Below are 12532 nucleotides of genomic sequence, written 5' to 3' on the forward strand. Positions count from 1 at the left end.
CTCCCGGAGCTCGAAGGGAGGATCCGACATCGGATCGGCTCATGCACGCTTGGCGGGAATCGGGTGGGAAGCACGGCGGCGAGCGCATAGTTTCCGGTCGCCAGTTCCGGAGATCTTACGATGACCATCCAATTCACAGCTCTGCCGACCGAAAATGTCAGGGCGCTGCAGCGCGGCGGCCCCGATGCCTATGGCCGTACGCCCGAGCGGAAAATCTCTGACGGCGACGGGATGCCTTGCCGTCATTGTCTCAGGAATATCGCCGCCGGCGATGTCTATCTCATCCTCGCCTACCGGCCATTTCCAGACCCTCAGCCCTATGCAGAAACCGGGCCGATCTTCCTGCATGCCCAGGAATGCGAGCGTGCCGTCGGGACAAGGGAGCCGCCGGAGATCCTCGACAGCCCGGACTATATCGTGCGCGGCTATGGCGGCGATGATCGCATCGTCTACGGCAGCGGTGGCATTATCCCGACCGGAGCAATTGCCGCACGAGCCGAGACTTTGTTGGAGCGTGAGGACATTGCCTATGTGCATGTCCGCTCGGCGCGCAACAATTGCTATCAGTGCCGCATCGAGCGCGCATAAGATCAAGGGATTGGCGGCAGAAAGTCTCTGTCGCACTGCTGTCGCATAGACGCGCTAGAAAGCCAGTGTCGATCGATTGGCCGACCGCGGATGAACCGGCGGCAATCTCGATATCGAGGAAGCGGGGCTTTGGCTCCGCTTTTTTGTTGCCCGCGTTCGGCCCTAACGTCTTTCGCCGCAAAAAAGCCCGCCGGCATGGCCGACGGGCTTCGACTGTTTGCCTGGAGGGGGCTTAGTTGAACTTGTACTTCGCGCCGATACGCACGGTATGGAAGGAAGCCTTGGAAGTGATGGAGTCGTCGGGGAGGCCGAGATCCGACGAGAAATCCTTCTCGGCAAACTGCGAATAGCGGTATTCCAGACCGAGCGTGACGTTGCTCGACACTGCCGTTTCCAGGCCACCACCGACTGAGAAGCCGCTGGAACCCCAGTCGATGATATCACCGACCGGATCGGAAGCGTTCAGATCGAAATGCTGCCAGCTATAGCCAGCCAGTGCATAGGCAAGGGTCGATTCGTTCATCTTCATGCCGACGCGGCCCAGCACATCGAAGCCGTAGTCCGTATCAAGATTGATCGAGCCGCCTGGGATGTCGAGCTGGCTGGTCATGCCCGAATAACGAGCATCGACCATGACACCCGCAACCCAGCTGCCGAAGTCATGATCATAGCCGACGTTCAACTCGCCAAGCACGCCTTCACCACCAAGGCCGTTGAACTTGGCACCGAGAAGCGGCGGGATTTCGAGCTGGTGCACCGATGCGCCGGCGCCCAAGCCACCACCGATATAGAAGCCGGTCCAGTTGTAGGCGGGTGTTTCAAACGAAGCGGCGGCTCCGTTCTGCGCACCGAAGCGATAGCTGGCGGCAACCTGGAATGTGTGACGCGACGTGTCGAGATTGAGTGCGCCGTCCGGCGAAGGAATGCCAGCTTCGGAAAGGAGATCGTCCTTGGTGCCGAAGCGGGTGTAGCGGTATTCTGTTTTGATCGTCCAGTTGCTGTTGATCGCGGTTTCGAGACCACCCCCGACGAAATATCCGCTCTGGTCCCAATCGAAGCCGAAACCGGCATTGGTATCGAGCTTGTACTTCTGCCAGGAATAGCCGCCCATGACGTAGCCCAGCGTAGTCGGCGTGATCAGGTAACCAGCACGCAAACCGGCATCGAAGCCGTATGTCTCCTGAATAGACGCGTCGAAAGGGCCGACATCCAGCGACGTTTCAATGTTGCCAACATGGACATCGACAAGCCCACCCAGAAGGAAGCGGGGCGACACCATATAGTCGTAACCAGCGGTAAGTTCGCCGTAGACCCCTTCACCGCCGATGCCATCCAAAGACAGACCGGGGATGAAATCGCTGCTGAGCTTGTGCGAGTTGGCTCCGGCGCCGATACCGAAGCCAACATAAACGCCACTCCAGTTAAAACCGGATGCCTCGACCGGTTGCACAACATCAGCGGCATGCGCGACCGACATAATTGCCACCGCCGATACTGCACTAAGAAGAATAGATTTCGCTGAAACGCGAAGAAACATAGCCCGTACCCCTAATCAATAAGCCCAAGATGTTCCTAGCAGGGAGTCGGCCAAGACGGGTATGACAAAAATGCAACAATAGGGGGTAAAGTGCCCTTACGGCACACGCTTCGATGGTCCTCTGGGAAGCGGGTTTGGCGCATCATTGCCCAAAGCAAAAGCCCGCCGGAGTGAACCGGCGGGCAAGAGTGTGAGTTGACTTTTTCTGGGTATATTCCGGGTATATTAAGCCGCCAGCACTGCTTTCGGCTCGACCAGTTCGTAGCCGAGCGCTTCGGCGACCGCGCGGTTGGTGATCTTGCCCTTGTGGACATTGAGGCCGTTGCGCAGGTGATGGTCGTCGACCAGAGCCTTCAGGCCCTTGTCCGCGAGTTGCAGACCATAGTGCAGTGTCGCGTTGTTGAGCGCGTGGGCCGAAGTGACCGGCACGGCACCTGGCATGTTGGCGACGCAGTAGTGGATGACACCGTCGACTTCGTAGGTCGGCTCGGCGTGGGTGGTGGCATGCGAGGTCTCGAAGCAGCCGCCCTGGTCGATCGCGACATCGACCAGTACCGAGCCCTTCTTCATGCCGGACAGCATTTCGCGGCTGACGAGCTTCGGTGCGGCGGCGCCCGGGATGAGCACGGCGCCGACGACGATGTCGGCCGAGAAGCATTCTTCCTCGAGCGCCTCGACGGTCGAGTAACGGGTGTGGACCCGGCCGGCGAAGAGGTCGTCGAGCTGGCGCAGGCGCGGGATCGACCGGTCGATGATGGTGACATCGGCGCCGAGGCCGGCTGCCATACGGGCCGCGTGCAGGCCAACGACGCCGCCGCCAAGCACGGTGACCTTGCCCGGCAGCACGCCGGGTACGCCGCCGAGCAGCACGCCGCGGCCGCCATTGGCCTTCTGCAGCGCCGTGGCGCCGGCCTGGATCGACAAGCGGCCGGCGACTTCCGACATCGGGGCCAGCAGCGGCAGGCCGCCACGATCGTCGGTCACGGTTTCGTAGGCGATCGCCGTCACGCCCGAGGCGAGCAGGCCCTTGGTCTGCTCCGGATCCGGAGCCAAATGGAGATAGGTGTACAGGATCTGGCCTTCGCGCAGCTGTGCCCATTCATTGGGCTGCGGCTCCTTGACCTTCACGATCATGTCCGACTTGGCGAACACGTCGGCGGCCGTCTTGGCGATGACGGCGCCGGCAGCGCGGTAGGCATTGTCATCGGCGCCGATGCCGGCTCCCGCGCCGGTCTCGACCAGCACTTCATGGCCATGGGCGACATATTCGCGAACCGAGCCCGGCGTCAGGCCGACACGGTATTCGTGGTTCTTGATTTCCTTGGGGCAGCCGATGCGCATTTTCTTCTCCTGATCCGGGCCCTTTTGGGCTCACTCCCTGTAGTGCTGGAGTGAACCATGAATCGGCGTGCAGGTGTTTGCGAATGCGCTTGCGTGGACGGGCCAGTTTCGATATTCGTTGCAAAAAATAAACGGATTTTCGCAGGAATCACGAAAAATGGCGCTCGACAGGATTGATATCGCCATTCTTGAGACTTTGCAGAAGGACGGGCGGATGCCGAACGCGGCCCTTGCCGAGAAGGTTGGCCTGTCGCAGTCGGCCTGCTCGCGGCGGCTCGACAATTTGGAGAAGTCCGGAACCATCCGCGGCTATCACGCCCGGCTGTCCAACGCGGCCCTTGGCCACCAGATGACGGCGATCGTTCACATATCGCTCTCCGGCCAGTTCGAAAAGACGCTGTCGGATTTCGAGGCGGCGATCAAACGCTGCCCCAACGTGCTGTCGTGCCACCTGATGTCGGGCGAGTACGACTATATCCTGAGGATCGCGGCCAAGGATCTCGTCGACTACGAGCGCATCCACAAGGAATGGCTGTCGGCGATGCCGCATGTGACGAAGATCAATTCGTCCTTCGCCCTGCGCGAAATCGTCGACCGGACGGCAATGGGTCTGAAGCCGGAGATGGCCTAGAGCCTATACCGTGGCCGTCTCCGTCACGATCCGATCCATCGGGATGTCGTGCGGCTGCGGATAGATGGTGGCGATACGCTGCAACTCGTAGCCGACACCGATGACAAGTGGCTTGAACGGCATGGCGGCCAGCGTACGGTCGAAGAAGCCGCCGCCATAGCCCAGGCGATAGCTTGCCGGATCAATGCCGACAATGGGCGAGATGACGATGTCCGGCAGCACCGGATCACCCTCTGCCGGAATCGGGATGTTCCAGACGCCCTTTTCCAACCGGTCGCCCGGTTTGTAGGCGCGGAAGATCAGCGGTTGCCCTTTCTCGACAACGATGGGCAGCGCGGTGCGGCCGCCACGCTCATTGACGGACGCCATCCAGGGCCGCAGATCCGGCTCGCCGCGAAACGGCCAGTAAAGGCTGACCATGCGGCCCGCGATCTCGCCGACAAGTGCATCCAGCCCGCCGGCGATGCGTTGCGACATTGCTGTTCGGGCGTCGGCGGAAACTTCAAGCCGGGCGGCGATTAGCCTTTCGCGCTCGGCTTTGCGCCAACGCCGCACGTCGGTCCAGTCGCTGAGTGGTGCCTGGAACGCAGGGTCGAGCTCGTGCATGAAGCAGGGCGGCGAAGAGTATTGCGCCGGGCCCTGGTTGTCATGATCGTTAGCCATGCCTCACCTCATCTCATGTTCGATGACGCTATACCTCGCGATACGATAGAACATGTGCATTCACGACATGGAACGACGAGTCTCAAGCACTGTCCTGCCATTGTTGCATTGCACAAGATACCTACATCTAGGGCAGGCAATCTTGCCCATCAGGGGTGAATCAAATGAGCGATGCCAGACATCATGTCGTCGTCGTCGGTGCCGGGTTCGGCGGTCTCGAATTCACCCGCGCACTGGCCGGTGCACCGGTGCGCATTACCATGATCGACAAGCGCAACCATCATCTGTTCCAGCCGCTGCTCTATCAGGTGGCAACCACGGCGCTGGCAACCTCGGAGGTTGCCTGGCCGATCCGCCATCTCCTGCGCAAGCGCAAGGATGTGACGACACTGCTCGCCAATGTCACGGGTGTCGACCGGTCCGGCAAACGCGTTCTGCTCGACGACGGCAGCGTCGTCGCCTACGACACGCTGGTGCTCGCCACCGGCGCGCGCCATGCCTATTTCGGCCATGACGAATGGGAGCCTTTCGCGCCGGGCCTGAAGACTTTGGAGGATGCCACCACCATTCGGCGCTGCATTCTTCTGGCCTTCGAGCAGGCGGAGCGGGAATCTGACCCTGCTAGGCGCCAAGCGCTGCTGACCATTGTCATCGTCGGCGGCGGGCCGACCGGGGTCGAACTCGCCGGAACCATTGCCGAACTGGCACATGACACGCTGCGCGGCGAATTCCGCAACATCGATACGCGCCAGACGCGGGTGGTGCTGATCGAGGCCGGCGACCGCATTCTGGCCAATTTCGCGCCAAAGCTCTCCGACTACGCTCGGAAGGCGCTGGAACGGCTTGGCGTTTCGGTCGAGCTCGGCCGGGCCGTTACGCGCTGCGATGCCGACGGCGTGGTTTTTGGCGACACGATTCTGCCGGCCCGCACGATCCTGTGGGCAGCCGGCGTTGCCGCTTCGCCAGCCGCCGAATGGCTGGAAGCGAAGGCGGATCGGGCGGGCAGGGTGTTGGTCGAGCCTGATCTCAGCGTGCCCGGCAGCCCGGAGATTTTTGTCATCGGCGACGCCGCCCACGTGCTGCGGCCCGACGGGCGGCCCGTGCCCGGCGTCGCGCCTTCCGCCAAGCAGGAGGGACGGCATGTTGCCGCGACCGTCAAGGCCAGGCTTGCCGGCGACACCAGCCCGCGGCCTTTCCACTACAAGCACGCCGGCGATCTGGCGACGATCGGCAAGCGCGCCGCCGCCATTGATTTCGGCTGGATCAAGCTCACCGGTTGGCTTGCGTGGTGGCTTTGGGGCATTGCACATATCTATTTCCTGATCGGTTTTCGCAATCGGCTTGCGGTTTCGCTGAGCTGGCTATGGATCTACGTCACAGGCCAGCGCAGCGCCCGGCTGATCACCCAGGGCGACGACGACAAGACCTGACTTTCTTCACCGCGCCTTTCATCCGGCCGTCATCTGTTGCTGATGGATTGGCGTGCCAATGCGCGCGACTTCTTGAGTGGACTTGAGCTGATTTCAGCGCGAAGTTCGCTTCGGGGCAGGACTCGTCAGGTCGTTGAAGAAGGAGAAAACATGTCGCAACTGCTCCATCCCGTCTCTCGCCGTGGTCTCCTAGCCGGGGCCGCCGCCACAGGGGCGCTGATCGTGCTTCATCCCTTCTCCGCCCGGGCGCAGGCCAACCAGGCGCATCTAAGGATCATGGAAACCACCGATATCCATGTGAACGTGCTGCCTTATGACTACTACGCCGACAAAGCCAATGACACGATGGGCCTGTCGCGCACGGCCTCCCTCATCGACGCGGTGCGCAAGGAAGCCGCCAATTCGATGCTGATCGACAATGGCGACCTTTTGCAGGGCAACCCGATGGGCGACTACATCGCCTATGAGAAGGGCCTGAAGGAGGGCGATCTCCATCCGATCATGAAAGGCATGAACCTGCTCGGCTACGAGTGTTCGACACTGGGCAATCACGAATTCAACTATGGCCTGTCCTTTTTGGACAAGGTGCTGGCCGGCGCCAATTTCCCGTTCGTCTGCGCCAACCTGATCCGGGGTACCGAGCTTGCCGCCAACCCGCGCGACGACAAGCTCTACCTCAAGCCTTACGTAATCCTGGACAAGAAGATCAAGGACGGGTCAGGCTCGGAACAGCCGATCAGGGTCGGCATCATCGGTTTCGTGCCGCCGCAGATCATGGTCTGGGACCTCAAGAACCTCGAAGGCAACGTCAAGACACGCGACATTGTCGAAGCGGCGAGGGCGTGGGTGCCGCGGATGAAGGAGGAGGGCGCCGACATCGTCATCGCGCTCTCGCATTCCGGCATCGACGTCAAGCAGGGTGACATGATGGAGAATGCCTCGTTCTTCGTCGCCGGCGTCGAAGGCATCGACGCGGTCTTCACCGGCCACCAGCATCTGGTCTTCCCCGGCAAGAAAGATTTCCAGGCGCTCGAGGGCGTCGACGCACAGAAGGGGACGCTGCAAGGCAAGCCCGCCGTCATGGGCGGTTTCTGGGGTTCACATATGGGCCTGATCGACCTGATGCTGGAGCGCGACGGGTCGAAGTGGAAAGTGGTCTCGGCGACATCGGAGGCGCGGCCCATCTTCGAGCGTGTCGACAACAAGAACAAGCCGACCGTCCCGGACGACAAGCGCATCATCGCCGCTCTCGAGCAGGACCATCAGGCGACGCTCGCCTATGTGCGCCGCCCTGTCGGAAAGACGTCCGCGCCGCTCTATTCCTATTTCGCGCTGGTCGCTGACGACCCGTCGGTGCAGGTCGTCAGCCAGGCGCAAACCTGGTACCTGAAGGACATATTGAAAAGCACACAGTGGAAGGACGTGCCGTTGCTGTCGGCGGCGGCCCCGTTCAAAGCCGGTGGACGCAACGGCGCCGATTACTATACCGATGTGCCGGCGGGCGACATCGCCATCAAAAACGTCGCCGACCTCTACCTCTATCCCAACACGGTGCGCGCCGTGGAAATCACCGGGGCTCAGGTCAAGGAATGGCTGGAAATGTCGGCCGGCATCTTCAACAAGATCGAGGCGGGGAAGGCTGACCAGGTCCTGATCAACACTGATTTTCCGTCCTACAATTTCGACGTCATCGACGGCGTCACCTACAGGATAGATCTGTCGCAGCCGCCGAAATACGATGCCAAGGGCGGCGTCGCCAATGCCGGTTCCAATCGCATTGTTGAGCTTATGTTCGACGGAAAACCGATTGATCCGGCAGCGAAATTCGTCGTCGCGACCAACAATTACCGGGCTGGCGGCGGTGGCAATTTCCCCGACATCAATGCCGCGAAGATCATCTACGAGGCGCCGGACACCAACCGCGACGTCATCGTCCGCTACATCGTCAGCCAGGGCACCATCAACCCGTCGGCCGACGACAACTGGTCGTTCGCGCCGTTGCCGGGAACCAGCGTCGTCTTCGACACCGGCGTCAAGGCAAAGGACTTCATCGCCGATGTGAAGTCGCTGAAGATCGAACCTGCCGGCGAGGGTGAAGCTGGCTTTGCCAGATATCGCATCCTTCTCTGATCAGGCCGTCAAAGCTGGATGCGGTCAGCCTTGGAGGGGACGGCGGCACGAATCGCCCGGCATGACAAGATCCAGCGCATCGATGGAAATGCCGCCCGCAAAAGGAAGTCGACGTGCGTACCCAGCTACGCCTTGTAGACCACCTGGCGCACATCGATGTAGCTGGCTCGGAAGCCGGCTTCGCAATAGTGCAGGTAGAACTCCCAGAGTTTCTTGAAACGATCGTCGAAACCGAGCGGTACGATTTTCTCCCACGACCCTCGGAAGCGCTGGCGCCATTCGGCAAGCGTACGGGCATAGTCTTCGGGGAAAACGCGTTCGCGCAGATGAGCAAGGCCGTGCGCGGCGCCAAGTGATTTCAAGATGGACGGCGTCGGCAGCATGCCGCCCGGGAAGACGTAGCGCTGGATGAAATCCGGCCTTGCGCGATAGGTGTCGTAGGCGGCTTCGTTGATGGTGATGATCTGCAGTCCAGCCATGCCGCCGGGCTTCAGGCAGTCCTTCATCTTGGAGAAGAACACCGGCCAGTATTTCTCGCCGACCGCCTCGAACATCTCGATCGAGGCGATGCGATCGTAGGTGCCCGTTTCGTCGCGGTAATCCTGCAACTTGATGTCGACCTTTTCGGCAAGGCCGGCCTTGGCGATGCGCGCCTTGGCGAAGTCGTGCTGCTCGCGGCTGATGGTCAATCCGGTAACCCGGCAACCGATTTCGCGTGCCGCGAATTCGGCAAAGCCGCCCCAGCCGCAGCCTATCTCCAGCACATGATCCTTCCCGCCTATGCCGGTATCCCTGGCCAGCGCCCGGTATTTGGCGGCCTGGGCGCTCTCGAGATCGTTGACGCCATTGGCGTAAAGCGCCGAGGAATAGGTCATGCTCGGGTCAAGCCATTCCTTGTAGAAGGCGTTGCCGAGATCGTAGTGCGCCGAGATATTACGCTTCGATCCGGTGCGTGTGTTCTCGTTGAACCAGTGACGGATGCGCTGGACTGTGTTGATGAGCCAGCTGGCGCCGCCGGCAACCCTCTCACCGAAGGCGGAGTTGACCACGAATAATTCCAGGAAGCTGGTGACGTCAGGGCTTTCCCAATCGCCGTCCATATAGGATTCGGCAACACCAATTGTGCCGCTGGAAAAGGCGCGGCCCGGCAGGCGCCAGTTCTTGAGCACCAGTTCGGCATCGGGCCCCGGCGCCTTTCCGCCGACGAGAACGGCGCGGCCGTCCGGCATCCAGACTTTCAGCGAACCGCGCGGCAGGTTCATCGCCGCCGACAGCACCATGCGCGCCTTGGCCGGCAGGCCCTTGACGATCTCGGCGAAATTGAACTCGTCGAGCCTGACCGCGTCGCCCGGCGCTATGCCATGATGTTCCCCGTGTGTCATTCCAAGCCCCTGGATCTCCGTGGTGCCGGCGCGATCGCCGAGCCGCGGTTCTCTTGGTTCATCCGCCGGGTTCGAACGCCATTGCCTGGTCCCGGTAGCTTGCGGATCCGGCGACAGGCGGGCTCGAACGAAGCGCGCGCCCCTTAGCCAGAGCTTCAGCGCTTCCCGATGAATGCCTGCGCCAATCTTCCACGCCATGAGGCGGAACTTCAAGAGGCATGCCAAGAGCTGGACTGTGCCACGCGGGCGGCTGGCATCCGCCGCCTTGCGGCAGGCTGCTGCCCGAAATCGAAAACGTCTATGGCAGCCGCGGCGCTAGTGCGATAGCTTTAGCCATGCGTTATGTGATTGTCATTGCCGCCATCGCGTTCTTCCTGATCTGGGACGGTCTCTACAATCAGGGCCGGTATCTCGACGTCACGGTCAGGGAACTCTCCCATGTCGTGCGCTACGTCACCGGAAAAGCCTGATATCCCCTCTTGAGATAGCAGCCTGGCGCCTCATTTGAGGTGCTCACCGGTGTGAGACGAGGTCCAGCCCGATCGAGGCGCGTCGCAAGGACGCGTGGCGCCATGACCGGTTGACGCAAAGAGACCGCCGTCACAAAAGACCCCGACATTTCAGATCGAGGAGGCGGGATTGATCCGGCATATCGTTTTCTTCAGCGCGCGCCGCAAGGAAGATGTGGAAGCAGTTCGCACCGGACTGCTGGCGCTTGGGGACATTCCTCATTCCAGTCTCTTCGAGGTCACGTTGAACACCAAGGTCGACCCGCTGTCGGATGAAGTCGATGTCGTCGTCTACGCGGAATTTGCCGATGACGCGGCGCTGGCAGCCTACAAGTCGCATCCGCTCTATGCGCAGACCACCAGCAAGGTCAAACCATTGCGCGAGCTGCGCTATTCCGCTGATGTCGTGGCTGGAAGCTGATCCCGTGCCGGGATAGCCTCATGTCAAGTCCAGTTGCGGCGGAAGGGAAAGTCCACGGCTGTTTCAGGTGGTTGTTGCGGGGCCGCCGCCGGCGGCATTGCGATCAAGTCTTGAACCGATCTTCCGAATGATGCACATCGCGCTTCCATGACCTCGTCAGGCATTCATCCGCTCGATCATCTGGTTCTGCCGACGCAGAGCCTCGATGTGGCGCGTGCCCGGCTCAACGCCCTTGGCTTCGTCGTCGCTCCGGCCGGAATCCATCCGTTTGGCACGGAAAACTGCTGCGTTTTCCTCGCCGACGGCACCTATCTGGAGCCGCTTGCGATCGGCCGTGAACAGGCTGCGACAGAGGCGGCTGCCGAGGGCAATGTCTTCGTTGCGCGCGATCGCCTCTATCGCGAAAGTCGTGGCAACGAGGGATTTTCCGCGGTGGTGCTTGGCACGGACAATGCCGATGACGACCATGAACGCTATGTCGAAGCGGGTCTGTCGGCGGGAGACAAGCTGAGCTTCTCCCGAGCCTTCACCGACACGGCGGGCAAAAGCGATACGGCGTCATTCAAGCTCGCCTTTGCCGCGGCTCCCGGCCAAACGGACGCATTTCTTTTTGCCTGTCAGCGCATCAACGCGCCGAGAGTAGACCGAGGAGCCTTGCAGGCTCACCCCAATGGGGTCGACGGAATTGTCGAGGTGGTTGCAATCAGCAGCGCTTCCGCCGAGCAGCATCGGCTGATTTCAGTGGCGGTCAATGATCAGGCCGCCGATGCGCACGACGGCGTTTTTCATCTGCCGAACGCGGTCTTGACCGTGCTGGACACCGCCGCTTTCATGGCGAGATTCGGCATACCGGCCGGTACGCCATCAGAATTGCACTTCGCCGCCGTGGTTTTTTCGATCCGCGACATTGGCGCCACCGCAGGTCTGCTTGCGGCCAATGCCGTCCAGCACGATATGTCGGGCAATGACATCATCGTGCGGCCGGCATCCGGGCAGGGCGCGGCTTTCATCTTTCGGGAGATCCCATGAGCAACCCCCTGGCGCCCAATTCGTCAGTAACCGTCGGCAACGTCGTCTTCGACAATGCGGGACCCCTGGCGCTGATCGCCGGCCCTTGCCAGTTCGAATCGCGCCAGCATGCCTTCGACATGGCCGGCACGCTGAAGGAGCTGACCGGCAGGCTCGGCATCGGCCTCGTCTACAAGACGAGTTACGACAAGGCCAATCGCACCTCGCTGTCGGCAACGCGGGGTGCTGGCATGGACGCCGCGCTTCCCGTCTTCGACGAGTTGCGCAAGGAATTCTCGCTTCCCGTGCTGACCGATGTCCACACCGAGGAACAGTGCGCGATCGTGGCGCCGCATGTCGACGTGCTGCAGATTCCGGCCTTCCTGTCGCGCCAGACCGATATGCTGGTCGCCGCCGCGAGGACGGGCAAGGTCATCAATGTGAAGAAGGGGCAGTTCCTCGCGCCCTGGGACATGAAGAACGTCGTCGCCAAGATCACCGGCTCAGGCAATGCCAATGTGCTGACCACCGAGCGCGGCGCTTCTTTCGGCTACAACACGCTGGTGTCGGATATGCGGGCGCTGCCTGTCATGGCCGAGATCGGCGCCCCGGTGATCTTCGACGCCACCCATTCGGTGCAGCAGCCGGGCGGGCAGGGCGGATCGTCTGGCGGGGAGCGCCGCTTTGTCGAGACGCTGGCCCGCGCGGCCGTTGCCGTCGGCGTTGCCGGCGTCTTCATCGAGACCCACCAGGACCCCGACAATTCGACTTCCTCCGACGGTCCCAACATGCTGCCGCTAAAGGATATGCCGGCACTGCTGGAAAGGCTGATGGCCTTCGACAGGATTGCAAAGGGCTGAAAAGCCAATGTCGTAGCGGATAAGCCCCGGTT

The 12532-nt window shown here is 61.5% G+C and carries 12 protein-coding genes; 8 read left to right on the top strand and 4 right to left on the bottom strand.

Annotated elements, in window-relative coordinates; all coding sequences use genetic code 11:
- Positions 1 to 120: 120 nt before the first annotated feature.
- Positions 121 to 588, top strand: coding sequence for a DUF1203 domain-containing protein (locus LB516_RS17635; protein ID WP_140664374.1), 468 nt, complete (start codon positions 121 to 123; stop codon positions 586 to 588).
- 232 nt (positions 589 to 820) lie between these two features.
- Here LB516_RS17635 and LB516_RS17640 read toward each other — a convergent pair whose 3' ends face one another.
- Entirely contained in the window at positions 821 to 2125 is a 1305-nt protein-coding gene (locus LB516_RS17640) for an outer membrane protein (protein WP_224720073.1), read from the bottom strand.
- Positions 2126 to 2350: 225 nt separating this feature from the next.
- Positions 2351 to 3466, bottom strand: coding sequence for an alanine dehydrogenase (gene ald / locus LB516_RS17645; protein WP_140793731.1), 1116 nt, complete (start codon positions 3464 to 3466; stop codon positions 2351 to 2353).
- A gap of 157 nt (positions 3467 to 3623) precedes the next feature.
- On the opposite strand from ald, the gene LB516_RS17650 reads away from it, so the two are divergent.
- Entirely contained in the window at positions 3624 to 4097 is a 474-nt protein-coding gene (locus LB516_RS17650; protein ID WP_224720074.1) for an Lrp/AsnC family transcriptional regulator, read from the top strand.
- Positions 4098 to 4100: 3 nt separating this feature from the next.
- On the opposite strand, the gene LB516_RS17655 is transcribed toward LB516_RS17650, so the two are convergent.
- A complete protein-coding gene (locus LB516_RS17655) occupies positions 4101 to 4760 on the bottom strand; it encodes a 5-formyltetrahydrofolate cyclo-ligase (protein WP_140619572.1) in 660 nt (219 codons plus the stop codon).
- Between the two features lie 164 nt (positions 4761 to 4924).
- Here LB516_RS17655 and LB516_RS17660 point away from each other — a divergent pair, with 164 nt between their 5' ends.
- Together LB516_RS17660 and LB516_RS17665 are read left to right on the top strand one after the other, a co-directional pair.
- A complete protein-coding gene (locus tag LB516_RS17660) occupies positions 4925 to 6190 on the top strand; it encodes an NAD(P)/FAD-dependent oxidoreductase (protein ID WP_224720075.1) in 1266 nt (421 codons plus the stop codon).
- A gap of 150 nt (positions 6191 to 6340) precedes the next feature.
- Positions 6341 to 8320, top strand: a complete 1980-nt coding sequence (locus tag LB516_RS17665) for a bifunctional 2',3'-cyclic-nucleotide 2'-phosphodiesterase/3'-nucleotidase (protein ID WP_224720077.1) — start codon at positions 6341 to 6343, stop codon at positions 8318 to 8320.
- 125 nt (positions 8321 to 8445) lie between these two features.
- On the opposite strand, the gene LB516_RS17670 is transcribed toward LB516_RS17665, so the two are convergent.
- Complete coding sequence (locus LB516_RS17670) at positions 8446 to 9702, bottom strand: SAM-dependent methyltransferase (RefSeq protein WP_224720078.1); 1257 nt, start codon at positions 9700 to 9702, stop codon at positions 8446 to 8448.
- Between the two features lie 335 nt (positions 9703 to 10037).
- Between LB516_RS17670 and LB516_RS28890 the strand changes: the two genes are divergently transcribed.
- From LB516_RS28890 to kdsA, 4 genes are all read left to right on the top strand, one after another.
- A complete protein-coding gene (locus LB516_RS28890) occupies positions 10038 to 10172 on the top strand; it encodes a hypothetical protein (protein ID WP_023773660.1) in 135 nt (44 codons plus the stop codon).
- Between the two features lie 169 nt (positions 10173 to 10341).
- Positions 10342 to 10632 carry a Dabb family protein gene (locus tag LB516_RS17675; protein ID WP_015317942.1) on the top strand — a complete coding sequence of 97 codons (291 nt, stop codon included), beginning with the start codon at positions 10342 to 10344 and terminating at the stop codon, positions 10630 to 10632.
- A 147-nt stretch (positions 10633 to 10779) separates the two neighbouring features.
- Positions 10780 to 11661, top strand: a complete 882-nt coding sequence (locus tag LB516_RS17680; RefSeq protein WP_224720079.1) for a VOC family protein — start codon at positions 10780 to 10782, stop codon at positions 11659 to 11661.
- The gene (gene kdsA, locus LB516_RS17685) at positions 11658 to 12500 is read left to right on the top strand and encodes a 3-deoxy-8-phosphooctulonate synthase (RefSeq protein ID WP_140664385.1); all 843 of its coding nucleotides are present in this window, start codon (positions 11658 to 11660) and stop codon (positions 12498 to 12500) included. The genes LB516_RS17680 and kdsA overlap by 4 nt, the downstream gene beginning before the upstream one ends.
- The last annotated feature ends 32 nt before the right edge of the window (positions 12501 to 12532 follow it).

Origin of the sequence: Mesorhizobium sp. CO1-1-7 (assembly GCF_020164885.1) — a bacterium.
Classification (GTDB): Bacteria; Pseudomonadota; Alphaproteobacteria; order Rhizobiales; family Rhizobiaceae; genus Mesorhizobium; species Mesorhizobium australicum.